Raw genomic sequence first — 17,665 nt, 5'->3', positions numbered from 1 at the left:
GATATAGAAAGGGGCGTTATACTAATGGATAACGGGCAACCATCATACAGTAGGTTAAATCGCTTTGAAAAAAAACGTAAAAACACCAAATGGCTATCGATTTTTATCATCATTGGAGCTATTTTAATTGTTGCTTTTGTAGCTATATTAGTTGTCTCAACACTTGAAGATGATGATATAGCAACAGATCCAGAGCTAGAATCGCCAGGTCCAGATCCAAATGATGAAGATGAAGATCAAGAGCATGAAACAGAGAATGATCCAGATGATTCAGAAGATCCCGACCCAGAAGAAGACCCCGATGAAGATGATGGATTAACTGAACAGGACCCAAATGATTTTGACTTAGAATTTATTGATAGTGATGAAGATAATGTTGAGCTCGCCTATACATCAACTTGGGAACCCATCCCAACCGAACAGTCAGAGCCTCATGAAATTACATGGGAACAAACTTCACAAGATTGGCAAGAGATGATGAAGGCTGCTGAACTCGCTACTGGAGTTGATGTTGATGAGATGTATTATCTATGGGTTTCAGGTGATGGAGACCAAAGTGTTATTGCAACCTTTTCAAATTCAGCCATGGATGAACATTTTCGGGTTTATATTACATGGATTGAAAATCAAGGTTGGCAACCAGAACATGTAGATATGCTCAATACTCATGATCAAATGCATAACTTTAATTTAGATGGTGAGAACGGCGAATAGGGAGGGTCAGAGAAGTCATGATTGGAATTATTGGAGCAATGGATCAAGAAATTGCGTTATTGCGGCGTAAGATGGATATTCATTCAGAAGAAACAATTGCGAACTGTATTTTTATTAGAGGAACTTTACAACACAAGGAAATTGTATTGCTTAAATCTGGGATTGGGAAGGTAAATGCTGCCCTCGCAACGACGATTCTACATCAGCAATATAAACCAAATTATGTGATAAATACTGGTTCAGCAGGTGGTCTTGACCCAAGTCTATCGATTGGAGATATTGTTATTAGTGATCGGGTTGTTCATCATGATGTTGATGCGACAGCATTTAATTATCAATATGGACAAGTCCCTGGCATGCCTGAGAATTATCAAGCTGATCAAAAGTTGATTCAATTAGTTGAGAGAACTATTCAATCAATAGATCGTGTCAAATGCAAGCAAGGGTTAATCGCTACAGGAGATTCTTTTATTCAGAAAGCTGAAGCAGTTGCTTTTATTCAAAAGATGATCCCTGAAGTAATGGCGGTTGAAATGGAAGCCGTATCAATTGCACAGGTTTGTTATCAATATAACACACCATTTGTTGTCATCCGTGCGTTATCTGATATTGCTGGGAAGGAATCAGCTCAATCGTTTGATGAATTTATCGACCAAGCCGCAAGTCATGCAGCAGAACTTATTATTGAGCTTATTCAACAATTATAATTTAAACAAAAAATCCAAGTGAGTTTTATATTCATCATGGATTTTTTTAATGGGATAATCATTATTTATTACAGTAATCGTCCATAAAATGTCCACTGATTGAAGTTTTGTAGTATGTTTTGCAGCACTTTGAGAGGGTGGTCTATTTTTTGATTCATTTACTTTTTTTAACGAACTCACTAATTGAATTATACTATGTTTTTTGTTGAAAACTATATGGTGAATGGCATATGCTAAGTAATATGGGGGAGGCCGTATTAGAATAGGTTGTCTGATTAGTTTTGAATAACTCAACTTTCAGAGGGCTTGTGCTTGGTTGCTCTGAAAGTTGAGTTATATAACAAGCGAGAAAAATGAGTGAATATAACATGTCACTTGAGATTTTTAACGTTTTTCTTTTCGATAATATTCATGGAATACTTTCATTAGTGCCCTTTTTTCAATTCGAGAAACATAACTTCTTGAAATATTTAATTCTTGAGCAATTTCCTTCTGAGTACGTTCTTTAGCGTTACCGAGACCATATCGACTAATTAAAACAAGCTTTTCTCTTTGGTCAAGAATAGACAAGTATTTACTGATTTTAGCCACTTCAAGATTAAGTTGAATATATTCAATAATATCTTCATTTTCTGCTTCTAAAATATCAAATAAACTAATTTCATTCCCTTCTTTGTCTTGCCCAATCGGATCCTGTAGGGAGATGTCTTTTTTAGATTTTTTAATTGATCTTAAGTGCATCAAAATCTCATTTTCTATACATCTTGCTGCGTATGTAGCAAGTTTAGTTCCTTTATCAGGTGAAAAGCTCTCAATCCCTTTAATTAGTCCAATGGTACCAATTGAAATCAGATCTTCATTATCTTCGCCTGTATTATCAAATTTTTTTACTAGATGGGCGACTAATCTTAAATTGTGCTCGATTAACTTGTTTCTGGCTTCGATATCTCCATCTAACATTCGCTTCAAATACTTTGCTTCTTCTTTAGGATCTAATGGATGAGGGAAGGCATGATTTTTCACATATGAAACAAAAAAAAGCGCATCTTTGATGATAACTGATAGCGCACTTAAAATGGTTGACATGTTTTCACCTCCACGAATTTAGGCAAATACCTATATCGTCACCTTATGAGAGATGGAGGGAAAAAGTGTCTGTCCCACCCTTTTTTATCGTAATTTATTTATTAGCTAGCTGAAAATACTTGCGCTTTCAGTTGTGATTGATTCAGTTAGGTGAGTGGCCAATGGTTTAATTATATATGTTAATGATCTTCGTTCTAACTCTTGCTCAATTAAACGTATGAAGTCATCCTCTAACTTTAATTCAAGTGCTTTTTGGTAACACTCTATTAATAATTCATTTGATAAATTATTCATTAACGACCCTCCTATTAATTCCATTTTCAACATTTGATTTCCATATGATTACTTTATCAAATTTTAGTAAACGACACAAGTTGATAGTTATCTACATAAGCTGTAGATAAGTTGTGAATATGTGTGCTTTTTTTAGTAGATAAAGCTTAATTAACAGTATTTATTTTGTGTATAAAGTTATCCACAGAAGCGAAATTTAGCCAAATTTGTCGAACGATTCTTCGGAATATTTAGCCTAATAGTTAACATATAATAAAGATTTAAGTCTTTTTTAAGAAATAATTTTGAAACTGATTGCTAAATTGTTTATGATGGTAAGGTACAATAATAATGTTATCTTTGATTGAGGTGGACAGTTCTTGTTAAAATTATTTTTGCCAGATCAACATGTAAAGAGTGTTTTTGAGATTAGACCAGAGCACCTTAAAGAAAAAGGAATTAGGGGAGTCATTACAGATCTAGATAATACATTGGTTGCATGGAATGAAGCGCACCCAAACGATAAGGTACATAATTGGTTTAAACAAATGGAACAAAGCGGAATTGATGTGATGATCATTTCAAATAATAATAAAGATCGCGTTGAATTATTTTCTAAACCTTTAAACAGGCCTTATGTGTATAAAGCGAAAAAACCATTAAAACGTGCTTTTTTAAAAGCTGCTGAAAAAATGGGCTATAAACAGACGGAAATTGTCGTAATCGGTGACCAGCTTTTAACAGATGTTCTTGGCGGAAATCGCTCTGGTTTTCAAACCATATTAGTCGTACCGATTGTAAGTACAGATGACAAAATAACAAAATTCAATCGCAGCATAGAACGCTTTATTTTAAATAAGCTAGAAAAACGGGGGATGGTCAAATGGGAAGAATAGAAGATAATGACGTTTGTCAAGGATGTGGCGTAATGATTCAAACAGAGGATAAAAACGAACCAGGGTACGTTCCTGCCTCGGCATTAAAAAATGAAATGATCATTTGTCAACGGTGTTTTCGATTAAAACACTATAATGAAATTCAAGATGTTCCTTATTTGGATAGTGATTTTTTAAAAATGATCAATCAAATTTCTGAAACAAAAAGTTTAATCGTGAAACTGGTTGATATTTTTGATTTTAATGGTAGTTTTATCAAAAGTTTGCATCGTTTAACTGGAAATAATCCGATTATCCTCATCGGTAACAAAATTGATTTATTACCCCAATCGACAAACTTAAGTCGATTGAGGCAATGGATGAAAAAAGAAGCTGCTGATCTTGGCTTAACGGTTCAAGATGTATTTTTGGTATCGGCAAAAACAGGGCGAGGTTATAATGAGGTAAAAAACGCCATTGAATTTCATCGAAAAGGTCAAGATGTTTATGTTGTCGGTAGTACGAACGTTGGGAAATCAACCTTTATTAATTATTTGATCAATGAATCTGTCGGAGCAAAAGATGTGATTACAACATCATATTTTCCGGGAACAACACTTGGCTTTATTGAAATTCCACTTGATCAAACGTCTTCATTGTATGATACACCAGGCGTTGTTAACCGTGGACAATTGACGCATTATCTTTCTCAAGAGGATATTAAGGTGGTTACTCCAAATAAAGAGATAAAACCAAGAGTTTATCAACTAAATAGCCAACAGACTTTATACATTGGTGGTTTAGCACGATTTGATTTTATCAAAGGTGAGCGCCAATCCTTTACTTGCTATTTTGCAAATGGGATTAATATTCATCGGACCAAACTTGATCAGGCAGATCAATTGTATAATCATCATTTAGGTGGTCTATTATCTCCGCCTAGTCAAACAGAGGTTAAGAATTATCCTGCTCTTGTTGAGAAAACAATAAAAATAGCCGAAGAAAAAGTAGACATTGTATTCCCAGGGCTAGGATGGATTACATTATCAGGTACCCCAGCAACGATTGCTGTTCATACACCATCTGATGTTCCTGTTTCAAAAAGAAAAGCGATCATTTAAAAACGGAGGAGATTCAATATGGAACTGGGTTTGATCGGTTATCCCATTGGACATTCGAAGTCACCATGGATTCATCAGCAATTTTTCGATCAAACAGGAATTAAGGGCAGCTATCAACTAATTGAGATAGAACCAAGCCAGTTTGAACAAAAAATTAAACAATTAAAGCGATCAGAATTGGCTGGTTTTAATGTGACGATCCCTTACAAAGAAAAAATTATTCCATATTTAGATGAAATCAGCTGTGACGCAGAACAAATTGGTGCGGTAAATACTGTTGTTTGTCGAAATCAGAGGTGGCATGGTTATAATACAGATGGTATGGGGCTAGTGACGGCTCTAAAGAATAGTTTTCCCACTCTCTTTACTGGTGGTAAAGCTGCTTTAATCTTGGGGGCAGGTGGAGCTAGCCGTGGCATCTATTATGCCTTAGCAAACGAAAATTTAGCAGCCATATCGATTGCTAATCGAACTATTTCTCGTGCTAAAGATTTACTTGCTTTAAATCAGACGCAAGTAAGAGGGAATGCTTTATCCTTTAAAGAAGCGGAAGAGAACTTGTTTCAATTTGATCTGATCATTCAAACGACTTCTGTAGGAATGACACCTGAGTTTGATCAACAAGTCATTGATTTGTCTCAGCTCAAAAAGGGTACAGTTGTCAGTGATATTGTCTATCAGCCTTTTTGGACGGCTCTGTTGAAAGATGCAGAACGTCGAGGTGGATTTGTTCATCATGGTCATGAAATGTTATTATATCAGGCAAAGTTGGCTTTTGAATTATGGTCAGAACAAATTGTTGCTGTTGAGCCTGCTTTAGCTAACTTTTCCTGATTTTTAAGCAGGATGGCATGTCAGTTAAGCAGAAGATTTATGATAGTAAAAGTAATGAGTAAGAAAAACTCAGCCAATGAGTAAAAATGAGTGAATATAAGTTTTAGCTGATATAGAATAAAAATAAAGGATGATTCTAGATGTTAACTGGAAAAGAAAAGCGTTATTTACGATCTAAAGCCCATCATTTAAAACCCATTTTTCAAGTAGGTAAAGAAGGCGTCAATGAAAATATGTTAATTCAAGTCAATGAAGCGCTAGAGAAGAGGGAACTCATAAAAATTACGATATTGCAAAATTGTTTAGCAGATAAAGAAGATGTGGCTGCTGAACTCGTTGCTGGTACAAATGCTGAACTTGTTCAAATTATTGGCAGCATCATCATTTTATACAAAGAATCGCTTGAAAATAAGACTATTGTATTGCCATAGGACAAGAAATACTTCAAAGTAATACATCGTACGTAGAAAAAGATTTTTTCATTTTTAAGGACAAGAAATACTTTAAAGCAATATATCGTAGACGAAAGTGACTTTATATTTTAAACGATAAGGGATACTTCAAAACAATACATCGCACGTAGAAAAAGGCTTTGTATTTCCAAGGAGATAGATAATGAAAAAAATTGGGATATTAGGCGGGACATTCGATCCCCCGCATATTGGGCATTTAGTAATGGCAGAGGAAGTCTATGAAAGGTTGTCACTTGACGAGGTCTGGTTTATTCCATCGGCTGAACCGCCTCATAAAGAAAAAGCTAAAGTATCTGCTCAAGATCGATTAGCCATGTTAACGGCAGCGGTTGGTCAAGTCGATTATTTTAAAATTAAAACAATTGAACTAGAACGTGAAGGAAAATCATACACATATGACACGATAAATACTTTACAACAAAGTTATCCCAACGCTCAATTTTATTTCATTATTGGTGCCGATATGGTTGAATACTTACCAAACTGGTATAAAATTGATCAGTTAGTTGAGAAAGTTCAGTTTGTTGGTGTTAAACGACCAGATTTTGATCTGGAAACACCTTATCCGGTGATCTTGTTGGATACACCAGGACTTGATGTATCATCGACGATGGTGAGGGAAAGACTTGAAACGAATCGTTCAGTACGGTATCTTATCCCTCAACATGTTTTAGCTATAATAAAGGAGAAAGGTTTATATGGACAAAGATCAAGCTCTTAAGTTAGTTAAGCCTCACTTAATTCAAACACGCTATGAGCATACTGAACGAGTCATGCAGACGGCATTAACCCTAGCGGAAATCTATCAAATTGATCAAGAAGAGGCAATGCTCGCTGCTGTTTTTCATGATTATGCTAAATATCGTCCTTTAGAGGAAATGATTCAAATTATTAAAGATTATCAATTGCCTGATGATTTGCTAAGCTTTCATCATGAGTTATGGCATGGCCCTGTTGCCTCTATTTTGGTGGAGACAGAGTTAAATATTGGCAATCAAGCCATTAAAGAGGCAATTTATTGGCATACGACTGGACATGGTCAGATGTCCCCCTTAGAAAAAATTATCTATTTAGCTGATTATATTGAACCAGGCAGAGATTTTCCTGGTTTAGATATGATTCGAAAAACAGCTATTGAGAATTTAGATGAGGCTTGCTTTATGGCAGTTAGACAAAGCATGAACTATTTACTAAGTCATGAGCGTTTAATTTATCCGGAAACATTAAATATGTATAATCAACTTAAAAGGAAATTGGAGGAGTCAAATTCATGAATAATGAGCAACTTATCAAACAGGTTGTCAAAGCAGCGGATGATAAAAGGGCTGAAGATATTCTAACTTTAAATATGAAAGACGTATCCATTATTGCTGACTATTTTGTTATTTGCGAGGGAACAAATGAACGTCAGGTTCAAGCCATTGCTCGAGGAATAAAAGAAGATGTGGAGAAAAATGGTGTGACGGTTAATCGGATTGAAGGTTTCGAACAAGCGCGTTGGGTTTTAATTGACCTAGGCAATATAGTATGCCATGTTTTCCATCGGGAAGAACGTAGTTATTATAATTTAGAGCGCCTCTGGGGAGATGCCCCAATCGTTCCAATAGATTTAGACTAAAATGAGGGATAAAAATGACCTATCAAAAGTTAGCCAAGCTTTATGATTTTCTGATGGAGGATGCGCCTTATGAACAATGGGTTGAATTTACAGAATCTTTCTTATCAAAAGAGGTTCCTAATCAGCAAACGAAGATCTTAGACTTAGGTTGTGGGACGGGTCAAGTGACTTGGCGATTGGCAGAAAGGGGATATCAACTAACAGGGGTTGATTTATCAGAAGATATGTTAGTTGAAGCTGCTTCTCATGCCTTAGAAAAGAAGCTTGATATTCAATGGCTAAAACAAGATATGACCCAATTAGAGGGCTTGAGCAATTATGATCTTATTATTAGTTATTGCGATGTGATCAATTACATAACTGAGCAAGAGAAAGTAAGTGCTGCTTTTCAACGAGCTTATCAGAGCTTAAGTGAGGATGGTATATTTTTGTTTGATGTCCACAGCATGGATTATGTTCAAAATGAAATGGTCGATCAGCTCTTCTCTGAAGTCTATGATCAGTTAGCTTATATTTGGTTTTGTTATCCTGGTGATCATAAAGGTGAAATGATGCATGAACTCACTTTTTTCCTTCAAGAAGATGATAAATATCAAAGGTTCGATGAATTTCATCACCAAAGGACCTATCCATTATCGATTTATCTTAATTTATTATTTGAAGCAGGCTTTAAAGATGTTAAAGTATTTACAGATTTTCAAACAGAACCTATTGATGATTTAACTACAGACCCATTTGGCGAACGCCTATTTTTTGCTTGTCGTAAAAAAGCTAACACCGATACCGTGAATGATTCATGATATATCATTGAGCAAGTTAGAGCCAGATTTAACGAGCTTGCTGATTTTCTATGTTTTTTAGAAAAGTAATTAGATTCAGCTGAAAATAGGTAAATTTTAACGAGAAAGTGTGAATGGCAGATCCACTTAATCAAATCATTTTATTACAGATAACTGCCCGTAAAACTCGGGGCAACACGATGTTAGCTTATGTCCCTCATCAGTAAGTAATGAGGGACGCAAACTAAAATCACCAAGTCTTGTGGCAACGTCTAGGGTTGCGGTTACTCACCCCATCGAAAAGACTTGGGACTGGGGCTCAGAATAAGTAAGACACTTATTCTTGCGATGCAAATGCTTCGTAGCTTTCCTTTGTGTGATTACTCGCCCCACCGAAGAGACTTGGGACTGCGGTTACTCGTCCCACCGAAGAGATTTGGGACTGCGGTTACTCGTCCCACCGAAAAGATTTGGGACTGCGGTTACTCGTCCCACCGAAAAGATTTGTGCGTCGAAAAACTCTCACTGATTGAAGCTTCGTTTCAATATGGCTAGCTATTTAGCTCAAGCTAATTTTGTCACGAAAAGCAACAAAGAGACTTAGCATTGATCACTTCAAAAATTATGGGTAATTTAAAAAGTACATTTTTGTACTTTTTTTAATTTTATAAAGGAACTTTAACAGATGATGTCGAAACACTAACATATCGCTTGATAAAAAATTACTTTAATTGAGGTGTGCTGTGAAATGGATAAAAGATAATCTCATTGTTTTTATTGTATGCATTTTATTATTGGTCGGCTTAATGTGGGAATTTATACTCGCTGATTTGTTTCAAACATCTACAGAATCTACTTCATTTGATTCCTCAACACATGAAACCTCATCAAATCCTCTCGAAGATTCACCCGAAGATGATATTATTTCAAGTCATGAAAAAATATATGTGGATATTAAAGGCGAAGTCTATCATCCCGGTGTTTATTTGGTTGATCCAGATGATCGAGTGATTGATGTGATTGAAACCGCAGGCGGTTTTACTGATGGAGCCGATGAAAAGCAAATCAATCTAGCCGAAAAGGTTTATGATGAAATGGTCATTTTTGTTCTAAGTGAATCTGAAGATGAAGATTTAATGGTTCATTCTGATTCAAGTCATGATAAAATAAGAATCAATCATGCAACTCAAGCAGAATTAGAACAATTACCAGGAATTGGTGCAACTAAAGCTTTAGCTATTATTCAATACCGTGAAGAAAATGGTCCATTTAAAGAGCTTGAAGATTTACAAAATATTTCTGGCTTTGGGGCAAAAACAATTGAAAATTTAGCAGAGTATATTATTGTACCGTAAAAATTTTATTTAAAAAGGGGTAGAAAGATGGAACGAATTTCTTGGCATCAATATTTTATGGCACAAAGTCATCTCATTGCACTGAGGAGCACGTGTGAACGGCTAATGGTTGGTGCAACAATCGTAAGGGATAAACGAATCATTGCGGGAGGCTATAATGGAAGTGTCTCGGGAAGTGCACACTGTATCGAAGAAGGGTGTTATGTCATTGACGGTCACTGTGTTCGAACGGTACATGCCGAAATGAATGCTATTTTACAATGTGCAAAATTTGGTGTCCCCACTGAAGGTGCAGAAATATATGTGACACATTTTCCGTGTTTGCAGTGTTGCAAATCGATTATTCAAGCAGGGATTAAAACGGTTTATTATGCAAAAGATTATAAAAATCATCCTTATGCGATTGACTTATTTAAAGAGGCAAACGTTGAGGCTCAATATATCCCATTAGAGGAACAAACCTTGAATTTAATAGGAAAATGATTGATTCGTTAAAGGAGGTTTTCAGTGAGAGGGAAGGGGTATTTATTAGTTATATCAGTATTGGTTGGTTTTTATATAGCCAATAAATTTACGATTTGGTTGCTTGTTTGCCTAATTTGGTTAGCTCTATTATTTATTTGGTTCAAGCGAAAAAAAATATCGGTCATCGAATTAACCGTGCTGATCTTAGTTGCCTTTTTCTTCTCACATCATTTTGTCCAAGATCAGCCAGATGATCCGTTCGATTTAGATACTGAAGTTTCACTAGTAGGTAAGGTAACGGCAATTGATAAACAAACGGATGATTATACAATCTTTACCATTAAGGATCCTCATTCGAATGAGCAGTTTCAAGTCAATGATTTCACAGGTTTAAATTCAATGATTAACGTTGGAGCCACTTGCCAGGTTACCGGTAATCTACAACTTCCAGATCAAGCAACTAATCCAGGACAATTTAATTATCAAAAATATTTGTCCAATCAAAACATCTATTACCAAATAGTTATCGATCAAAATGAACAGCTATACTGTGAAGGCATTAATCTGATTGGGCAACTGCAATCTTTTCGTCAGAAGCAGTTAGCTTATTTAACTCAACAGCTTAGTGAGCATACAGCTTCATGGACTAAATCGCTAGTACTCGGAAATCGGGCAGCCATTGATGACGATCTCCTTGAGTTATTTCAAAGGTGGCACCTAACACATTTATTATCCATTTCAGGATTACATATTAGTATCCTCGTAGTGATTATTCATTTCACCTTAATTCATGTTTTCCGCTTAACAAAAGAATCGACTTATCAATTGCTGATCATTTTCTTATTACTTTATCCGTTCATGGCAGGTGGTGCTCCTTCGATTTGGCGTGCATCCATCGTCAGTAGTCTAAATTATCTTGCATGGTATCATCGCCATCGAGTTGCGACTATCGACTTTCTAAGTATTTCCTTCGTTTTGCTCCTATTGATTAAACCCGATTGGATTTACCACCTTGGTTTTCAGTTTTCATATCTGATTACATTTTCAATTTTACTTTCAAAAAAGATTCTTGCTCAAATCAGCCAGCCTATTTTAATAGCTGCTTATATAACTGGACTTAGTATTTTAATGACAATACCCATTCAAGTTAGTTCTTTTTATATATTTAACCCTTATAGTTTCTTTTTGAATGTTTTTGCTACGCTTTACTTTAGTATTTTTTTTATTCCAATCATATTTATAACCTATCTGACTTGCTTTGTTTGTCCACCCTTAATGAGGATATTGGACATGTTTATTGAGCAAATAAATGGTCTTTTTTTATTTGTTTTAACCCATGTAGATCAATTTTTTTATCGACCGATCATTACTGGCTCCCTTTCACCCTTGTTTATGTTTCTTTTTTACCTCACTTTATTTTATTTATTAGCACAATTCGAAAGAAAAAAAAGACAACAATCATGTTATGCATTTATCTGTCTTATGGCCATTTTAATGCTTCATCAGTTAACTCCTTACTTTAACCCATATGGTAAAGTTACGACACTTGATGTCGGTCAATCTGACACGCTAATCATTGAACTACCCTATCGTCGTGGTGTCATATTATATGATGTTGGAGCTACTTTAGGAGCTGATTTCGAGATGACTTCAGATAAAGTATACCAACAAATAATTAAACCTTATTTATATCAAGCCGGGATTAGTCAAATCGATGGGGTGATTCTTTCACATGAAGATCATGACCATATCGGCAGCTTAGCCTATCTACTCAATGATTTCTCTGTTCAAACCCTCATCACTTCAGTTTATTTTCAATGGCCGGAATCAATACAATCATTACTCAGTCAATTAGATATTGATCTGGAAGTCGTATCATTTGGTCAATCGTTCAACGTTGCGGAGCAAGAATTTTTTGTCCTTGGTCCTAGCCAAGATTGGGGCGATCGAAATGATAACTCTTTAGTTCTCTATACGATGTTCTCAAATGATTCATGGTTACTTACTGGTGATATTTCAGAACGGGTTGAAAAGGAGTTGATCAGTAATTTTCCCAAATTATCAATTGATACATTGTCAGTTCCACATCACGGGAGCGCCACCTCTAGCTCTTCGACCTTTCTGGAAGTGACTGCGCCCAATAATGTACTTATTTCAGTCGGAAGAAATAATTTTTTTAATCATCCAAATGAACAAGTTATTTCACGATTGGAAGAAGCAAATTTTACTATTTATCGGACAGATCAAAATGGAGCCATTCAATTTATTTTTCATAACAGTAAGCCAGGAGGAACCTTTTTGCCGTTTATCCCATAAGCTATTAATAAATAACATGATGTAACTAAAATGGTGGCTAACCAATTATCTTAATAAGAGCTGAAGATTACCTAAGTTAGCAACAGTTAACAGGCGTAATAAACAAAAAATTGGTGAAAGTAATTTATAGAGATAAAAAACAGCAACCAAATATCGATTAATGTTCAGTTACCTAGGTCTGTTCATTAATCGTTTATATAGATAAAAGAAAGGGAGATGTCTCTGATCCCTTTCTTTTTTTTCTTGTCAAACTGTTCAACAAGCTTTAGGATAGTAATTGATATTGTTTTGATCGGAGATGGCAAAGATGAATTATTTGGAAGCTGTAAAACAATTAAAGAAAAAGACAACTGCGCCTATTTTTTTATTATATGGTGAAGAACAGTATTTAATCGAATCTGTTGTAAACCAAATTATTCAGTTAGTTAATAATAAGAATCAAGATCAGGAAAACATTATACAATATGATCTTGAGGAAACAGCAATTGATGATGTTATATTAGAAGTTGAAACCTATCCTTTTTTCACGGATAATAAAATTGTGATTGCTAATCAGGCGTTTTTTTTAACAGCAAAGCAAGCAAAAACACAGGTTGAACATGATGTTAATCAGTTATTGGAGTATTTATCACAGCCTGTTGATTTTTCGACTCTTATTTTAATTGCACCATATGAGAAATTGGACGAACGAAAAAAGATAACCAAACAATTAAAAAAACAAGCGATGATGATTCATTGTGAAGAAGTGAAGGCGTGGGAAATTGACAAGTGGGTCGACCACTTATCAAGTCAGTATCAAATTTATTTTGATAAAGGAGCTGAACAGTTATTAATTAATGAAACGGGTACACATCTCGCTTTATTAGAAAAAGAAATTGAAAAGCTCGCTTTATATGTTGGGGAAAATGGCAAGGTTACCAGCGAGATTGCTCAAGAGTTGATTTCACATCAAGGAAATGCAACGGGTTTAACCCTTGTTGATATGGTGATTGAAAAGAACTTAAAAGGTGCGGTAAAAATATATCGAGACCTAATTCGATTAAATCAGGAACCGATTGCTTTAATTGGTTTGTTAGCCTCACAATTACGCACGATTTATCAAGTGAAAGTTTTATTAAAAAAAGGTTATCGGCAACAACAAATGGTGAAACAATTAAAGGTTCATCCATATGTGATTAAAATGTCAATGGATAGAGAAAAAAAATTCACATTAGAAAAATTGTATCAATACATTGATGTCTGCGCGCAGACAGATCAAGCTATTAAACAAGGTAAAATGGAAAAGAACTTAGCCTTTGAAGTTCTTTTGTATCAGTTAATTAAGATCTAATATATATATATTTAGCTTTAACTAGTGCTTTGTAACAACTTATGTCCAAATATTAGGGGCTGTTGCACAATGAAGCCTATATTGTTCAATAGCTTTTTTCTTTGTCAATATTAGACATGCGATTGAAACATTCTATTCAACATTTTGGTTTGAGATTTTGTTTGAAATGTATGATAGAAGGTCACTATCTAACATTTTGGCTTGAATGATCGATTGAAATATCAGATAGGTACGTTCTGCTCAGCTTTTCTAGAAGTGAATTAAAAGGTCAATTAGCTTCCATATTGATGCAAATAGTTACCGTATTATCGATTAGATTACATAAAAAGAGGTTGTCACAAGATGTACATCATACATTTTGTAACAGCCTCTTTTACTGTTAAACATATTAGATTACGCACCAAGTCCGTTTACCTTTTTACTTAAACGTGATTTTTGGCGATTACCGTTATTTTTGTGAACAACACCTTTTTGAACGGCTTTATCAATTTTTTGGATTGCAGTTTTTAAAGCAGTTTGTGCTTCTTCAACTTTATTTTCATTGACTAGGTTTTCAACATGTTTGATGTTGGTACGCATGTTTGATTTAGCTGTCTGATTTTCCACGCGGCTACTTTCGTTAACGCGAATACGTTTAATAGCTGATTTAATATTAGCCATATTTTTTCACCTCCACCTGTTCAGGTCCATCATTACAATTATTACAGAACAAAAGATATTTTACCAGAGCTTGATAGAGTTTTCAATAAAAAATATCGATAATTGATTGAATGTATTAAAAATATAATGTAGGAAAAAGTAATCAAGAGATTAATCAAACAGTAAAAGAGGTAATGATATGCTAAATGATGATAAATTTCAGATGCGTACTGATTTAGCCATTGAGGCAAGAGAAATGTATGTCGAAGATGAAAGACAGGCACAAGATATCGAAGGTGTAGTGCTAACAGAGCAGAAAGTCAAAGGCTATCATGTAACAGATGTTCGAGTTGATGAGATAGGTGCAAAAAAGATTAACAAGAAAGCTGGTCGTTATATCACCTTAGAAACAAATGCGATAAAAAATTCAGATAGTGATGAGCAACAGGAGACGGCACAAGTATTAAGTCTATTGTTAGCTGATTTATTAAAAGAACACGATATTCAAGAATCTCAAAGTTGTTTAGTGGTTGGATTAGGTAATGATTATGTAACACCAGATGCACTTGGTCCAGAAACCATTAAAAAAATTTTAGTCACTAAGCATTTATTTGTCTATCATCCAGAAACGGTTGCGGATGGATACCGTCCCGTTGCTGCCTTTTCTCCCGGTGTGATGGGTGTGACAGGAATGGAAACGAGTGATATTATTCAAGGGCTTGTTAAAGAAGTCGATCCTGATTTTATCATTACGATTGATGCCTTAGCCTCACGGGGAATTGACCGAGTAAATACAACGATTCAATTATCAGATACAGGGATTCACCCTGGATCTGGAGTTAGTAATAAACGGAAAGAATTAAGTAACGAAACCTTTGGCATCCCAGTTATCTCAATGGGAGTACCTACAGTGGTTGATGCTGTTACGATCACAAGTGATACAATTGATTATGTTTTCAAACATTTTGGTCGAGAGTTAAAAGAGTCACACAAGCCATCAAAAAGTCTAGCGCCAGCATCATTAACCTTTGGCGGAAAAAAATTAACTGAAGAGGATATGCCTAAACAGGAAAAAAAAGCAGAGCTTTTTGGTATGATTGGTACCCTTGAAGAAAATGAAAAGCGTCAATTAATCAAAGAAGTTTTAAGTCCGCTTGGTTATAATTTAATGGTAACACCAAAGGAAGTTGATAGTTATATTCATGATCTAGGTCATCTTTTGGCAAGCGGAATCAATGGGGCATTACATGAAAATGTTGATAGTCACCTGCCAAATAGCTTTACCCGATAATCATCTAACAAAGGTTCTATCCTACTGATCTCTATCATATAGTCTACTATATAAAAGAGAGAAGGTAGGATTTTTTATGTCTAAATTAACGCATAACTATCAACAAAGTCAATTTAGTATTTTTGGTAAATGTCTTTTGATATGGATCGTCCTTTGCTTTGTTTTATTTTCAATAGTCGGTGCAATTGTGTCTGTACCTGTGGGTAAAAAAAGCTCGCACACTTCTCTATTAAATATTACCGAGAATATAAGTGCTGATTTTTATTTAACCATGTTAACAGCTGAATTGAGACCATTAAAATCTCAATATGATGAAGCCTTGCCTAATATAACTTTTTCTGATTTCTTATTGCAGTTCACCACACAACTTAATCGAACGGACATTAGAACATTGTTTGGTAATGAGTTACCTGGTTTTTATCCCTATCAACACCGGATTATTATTGGTCAAGCCGATACGAACTATTCCAATTTACCTGTTGAATCATCAGCACCATTAGAAACTATCCTTGAAGATCGATCAGTGATCGACTCACCTCCAGTTGCCGATGAGGGGGAAGGAGTTACAGAAGAGGTAAGCGAAAAAACAGTTTTTATTTATAATACGCATAATCGAGAATCCTTTTTACCTCATTTAGATGATGTGACAGACCCGAATGCGGCTTTCCATCCAGAAGTCAATGTCACCTTAATAAGTGAGCAAATGAAACAAACATTGGCAACAAAAGGGATCGGTGCATTAGTCGATCAAACAGATTTTACTCAAGTATTGCACGATCAAGGATGGGAATATTGGCAATCCTATGAAGCCTCAAAACCTGTTGTAGAAGAAGCTTTTTCACAAAATGAAGAACTCAACTATGTCTTTGATATTCATCGTGATAGTCGGAGAAAAGAAGATACAACTATTACCATAGATGATCAAGATTACGCTCGATTGTTTTTTGTTGTAGGTGCAGATTTTGATCAAAATGAAAAAAATATTGAATTAGCGACAGTATTACATGAGGAACTGGAGAAGGAATACCCTGGATTAAGTAGAGGAGTTGTTGAAATGGGAGGTTCGGGAAGGAATGGTGTTTATAATCAAGATGTTTCAGAAAATGCCATATTAATTGAATTTGGGGGCGTAGATAATACGTTGGAAGAGCTTTATCGAACGGCAGAGGCTTTTGCAGATATCTTTGCGGATTATTACTGGGATGCAGAACAAGCGTCAAGTAACTAATGTTAAAAGGAGCAATGACGATGATAAAATTCATAGTTAAATGTATAGTTCTCTTATTTATCTTTACTTTTGGTGTCACCTTCATTTTAGAACAAAATATAAATGAGAATGATCAGGCAAAGGAAGAAGAGAGTCATGTCTTAATCAGTTCAGCAGATCTCTACTCAGAACTTGAGGAAAATGAAGTGACGATACAAGAAGAATTAACAGAACAAGAATCGCTCACCTATCATTTAGCACAATGGATTGAAAAATCAGGTTTGTTGATTTATGAAAGTATCATTACCATTGTGACGGATTTAGCGAGTGTTATTTAACTAAATTATCAAGAGATAATTGACATAAGAAATGATAGTATACAGATTTAACGAATTAAATTAGCGTCCGTGATAGAGTCTTGCTCTTTTCAGTCTCTGGTTAATCTAGGGGATCTGACTATGTGAGGGCAGACTCTAATCCATTCATAACCCCATTCTTGATACTACAAACCTCTTGGCTAAGAAGACAACTCATGATTTTGAGGAATTCAAATTAAGAAATAATTGAATCAATCACTTATCA

20 protein-coding genes are annotated in these 17,665 nt (G+C 35.1%); 17 read left to right on the top strand and 3 right to left on the bottom strand.

Annotated features, from left to right (window positions below):
• Nucleotides 1-24 precede the first annotated feature (24 nt).
• A complete protein-coding gene (locus tag ACS127_RS15445) occupies nt 25-714 on the top strand; it encodes a YrrS family protein (protein ID WP_440895917.1) in 690 nt (229 codons plus the stop codon).
• 17 nt (nt 715-731) lie between these two features.
• Nucleotides 732-1,421, top strand: coding sequence for a 5'-methylthioadenosine/S-adenosylhomocysteine nucleosidase (gene mtnN, locus ACS127_RS15440; protein WP_440895916.1), 690 nt, complete (start codon nt 732-734; stop codon nt 1,419-1,421).
• A gap of 384 nt (nt 1,422-1,805) precedes the next feature.
• Here mtnN and sigK read toward each other — a convergent pair whose 3' ends face one another.
• Both sigK and ACS127_RS15430 read right to left on the bottom strand, forming a co-directional pair.
• Entirely contained in the window at nt 1,806-2,507 is a 702-nt protein-coding gene (gene sigK, locus ACS127_RS15435) for an RNA polymerase sporulation sigma factor SigK (protein WP_440895915.1), read from the bottom strand.
• 105 nt (nt 2,508-2,612) lie between these two features.
• Nucleotides 2,613-2,801, bottom strand: coding sequence for a sporulation histidine kinase inhibitor Sda (locus ACS127_RS15430; protein WP_440895914.1), 189 nt, complete (start codon nt 2,799-2,801; stop codon nt 2,613-2,615).
• 359 nt (nt 2,802-3,160) lie between these two features.
• Between ACS127_RS15430 and ACS127_RS15425 the strand changes: the two genes are divergently transcribed.
• From ACS127_RS15425 to holA, 12 genes are all read left to right on the top strand, one after another.
• Complete coding sequence (locus ACS127_RS15425; RefSeq protein ID WP_440895913.1) at nt 3,161-3,676, top strand: YqeG family HAD IIIA-type phosphatase; 516 nt, start codon at nt 3,161-3,163, stop codon at nt 3,674-3,676.
• Nucleotides 3,664-4,776 carry a ribosome biogenesis GTPase YqeH gene (gene yqeH, locus ACS127_RS15420; RefSeq protein ID WP_440895912.1) on the top strand — a complete coding sequence of 371 codons (1,113 nt, stop codon included), beginning with the start codon at nt 3,664-3,666 and terminating at the stop codon, nt 4,774-4,776. The genes ACS127_RS15425 and yqeH overlap by 13 nt, the downstream gene beginning before the upstream one ends.
• Nucleotides 4,777-4,794: 18 nt before the next feature.
• Nucleotides 4,795-5,610, top strand: coding sequence for a shikimate dehydrogenase (gene aroE / locus ACS127_RS15415; RefSeq protein ID WP_440895911.1), 816 nt, complete (start codon nt 4,795-4,797; stop codon nt 5,608-5,610).
• Nucleotides 5,611-5,750: 140 nt separating this feature from the next.
• Nucleotides 5,751-6,041 (top strand): ribosome assembly RNA-binding protein YhbY, encoded by a 291-nt coding sequence (gene yhbY / locus ACS127_RS15410; protein WP_440895910.1) that lies wholly within the window; start codon nt 5,751-5,753, stop codon nt 6,039-6,041.
• A 184-nt stretch (nt 6,042-6,225) separates the two neighbouring features.
• Nucleotides 6,226-6,804, top strand: coding sequence for a nicotinate-nucleotide adenylyltransferase (locus ACS127_RS15405; protein WP_440895909.1), 579 nt, complete (start codon nt 6,226-6,228; stop codon nt 6,802-6,804).
• Nucleotides 6,782-7,357 (top strand): bis(5'-nucleosyl)-tetraphosphatase (symmetrical) YqeK, encoded by a 576-nt coding sequence (gene yqeK, locus ACS127_RS15400; protein WP_440895908.1) that lies wholly within the window; start codon nt 6,782-6,784, stop codon nt 7,355-7,357. The genes ACS127_RS15405 and yqeK overlap by 23 nt, the downstream gene beginning before the upstream one ends.
• Nucleotides 7,354-7,701: a ribosome silencing factor gene (gene rsfS / locus ACS127_RS15395; protein WP_440895907.1), complete on the top strand. Its 348-nt coding sequence runs from the start codon at nt 7,354-7,356 to the stop codon at nt 7,699-7,701. The genes yqeK and rsfS overlap by 4 nt, the downstream gene beginning before the upstream one ends.
• 14 nt (nt 7,702-7,715) lie before the next feature.
• Nucleotides 7,716-8,501 (top strand): class I SAM-dependent DNA methyltransferase, encoded by a 786-nt coding sequence (locus ACS127_RS15390; protein WP_440895906.1) that lies wholly within the window; start codon nt 7,716-7,718, stop codon nt 8,499-8,501.
• Between the two features lie 722 nt (nt 8,502-9,223).
• Entirely contained in the window at nt 9,224-9,835 is a 612-nt protein-coding gene (locus ACS127_RS15385) for a helix-hairpin-helix domain-containing protein (RefSeq protein ID WP_440895905.1), read from the top strand.
• A 27-nt stretch (nt 9,836-9,862) separates the two neighbouring features.
• A complete protein-coding gene (locus tag ACS127_RS15380; protein WP_440895904.1) occupies nt 9,863-10,318 on the top strand; it encodes a ComE operon protein 2 in 456 nt (151 codons plus the stop codon).
• Between the two features lie 24 nt (nt 10,319-10,342).
• Complete coding sequence (locus ACS127_RS15375) at nt 10,343-12,616, top strand: DNA internalization-related competence protein ComEC/Rec2 (RefSeq protein WP_440895903.1); 2,274 nt, start codon at nt 10,343-10,345, stop codon at nt 12,614-12,616.
• 307 nt (nt 12,617-12,923) lie between these two features.
• Entirely contained in the window at nt 12,924-13,946 is a 1,023-nt protein-coding gene (gene holA / locus ACS127_RS15370) for a DNA polymerase III subunit delta (protein ID WP_440895902.1), read from the top strand.
• Between the two features lie 393 nt (nt 13,947-14,339).
• On the opposite strand, the gene rpsT is transcribed toward holA, so the two are convergent.
• Nucleotides 14,340-14,606, bottom strand: coding sequence for a 30S ribosomal protein S20 (gene rpsT / locus ACS127_RS15365; protein ID WP_440895901.1), 267 nt, complete (start codon nt 14,604-14,606; stop codon nt 14,340-14,342).
• A 178-nt stretch (nt 14,607-14,784) separates the two neighbouring features.
• Between rpsT and gpr the strand changes: the two genes are divergently transcribed.
• The 3 genes from gpr (at nt 14,785) to ACS127_RS15350 (ending at nt 17,421) form a co-directional block, all read left to right on the top strand.
• Nucleotides 14,785-15,876, top strand: a complete 1,092-nt coding sequence (gene gpr / locus ACS127_RS15360) for a GPR endopeptidase (RefSeq protein WP_440895900.1) — start codon at nt 14,785-14,787, stop codon at nt 15,874-15,876.
• A gap of 76 nt (nt 15,877-15,952) precedes the next feature.
• Complete coding sequence (gene spoIIP / locus ACS127_RS15355) at nt 15,953-17,104, top strand: stage II sporulation protein P (protein ID WP_440895899.1); 1,152 nt, start codon at nt 15,953-15,955, stop codon at nt 17,102-17,104.
• Between the two features lie 20 nt (nt 17,105-17,124).
• Nucleotides 17,125-17,421 carry a hypothetical protein gene (locus ACS127_RS15350; RefSeq protein ID WP_440895898.1) on the top strand — a complete coding sequence of 99 codons (297 nt, stop codon included), beginning with the start codon at nt 17,125-17,127 and terminating at the stop codon, nt 17,419-17,421.
• Nucleotides 17,422-17,665: the final 244 nt, after the last annotated feature.

This window comes from Amphibacillus sp. Q70 (assembly GCF_052055485.1).
Taxonomy (GTDB): domain Bacteria; phylum Bacillota; class Bacilli; order Bacillales; family Amphibacillaceae; genus Amphibacillus.
This window is presented reverse-complemented; position numbering and strand designations above follow the sequence as displayed.

What these genes read in the sequence shown, in the direction of transcription:
- ACS127_RS15350 (WP_440895898.1), top strand. Translation starts at nt 17,125, where the DNA reads ATGATAAAATTCATAGTTAAATGTATAGTTCTCTTATTTATCTTTACT.
- gpr (WP_440895900.1), top strand. Translation starts at nt 14,785, where the DNA reads ATGCTAAATGATGATAAATTTCAGATGCGTACTGATTTAGCCATTGAG.
- aroE (WP_440895911.1), top strand. Translation starts at nt 4,795, where the DNA reads ATGGAACTGGGTTTGATCGGTTATCCCATTGGACATTCGAAGTCACCA.
- yhbY (WP_440895910.1), top strand. Translation starts at nt 5,751, where the DNA reads ATGTTAACTGGAAAAGAAAAGCGTTATTTACGATCTAAAGCCCATCAT.
- yqeH (WP_440895912.1), top strand. Translation starts at nt 3,664, where the DNA reads ATGGGAAGAATAGAAGATAATGACGTTTGTCAAGGATGTGGCGTAATG.
- rsfS (WP_440895907.1), top strand. Translation starts at nt 7,354, where the DNA reads ATGAATAATGAGCAACTTATCAAACAGGTTGTCAAAGCAGCGGATGAT.
- mtnN (WP_440895916.1), top strand. Translation starts at nt 732, where the DNA reads ATGATTGGAATTATTGGAGCAATGGATCAAGAAATTGCGTTATTGCGG.
- ACS127_RS15430 (WP_440895914.1), bottom strand. Translation starts at nt 2,801, where the DNA reads ATGAATAATTTATCAAATGAATTATTAATAGAGTGTTACCAAAAAGCA.
- holA (WP_440895902.1), top strand. Translation starts at nt 12,924, where the DNA reads ATGAATTATTTGGAAGCTGTAAAACAATTAAAGAAAAAGACAACTGCG.
- ACS127_RS15390 (WP_440895906.1), top strand. Translation starts at nt 7,716, where the DNA reads ATGACCTATCAAAAGTTAGCCAAGCTTTATGATTTTCTGATGGAGGAT.
- ACS127_RS15445 (WP_440895917.1), top strand. Translation starts at nt 25, where the DNA reads ATGGATAACGGGCAACCATCATACAGTAGGTTAAATCGCTTTGAAAAA.
- rpsT (WP_440895901.1), bottom strand. Translation starts at nt 14,606, where the DNA reads ATGGCTAATATTAAATCAGCTATTAAACGTATTCGCGTTAACGAAAGT.
- ACS127_RS15405 (WP_440895909.1), top strand. Translation starts at nt 6,226, where the DNA reads ATGAAAAAAATTGGGATATTAGGCGGGACATTCGATCCCCCGCATATT.
- yqeK (WP_440895908.1), top strand. Translation starts at nt 6,782, where the DNA reads ATGGACAAAGATCAAGCTCTTAAGTTAGTTAAGCCTCACTTAATTCAA.
- ACS127_RS15380 (WP_440895904.1), top strand. Translation starts at nt 9,863, where the DNA reads ATGGAACGAATTTCTTGGCATCAATATTTTATGGCACAAAGTCATCTC.
- spoIIP (WP_440895899.1), top strand. Translation starts at nt 15,953, where the DNA reads ATGTCTAAATTAACGCATAACTATCAACAAAGTCAATTTAGTATTTTT.
- sigK (WP_440895915.1), bottom strand. Translation starts at nt 2,507, where the DNA reads ATGTCAACCATTTTAAGTGCGCTATCAGTTATCATCAAAGATGCGCTT.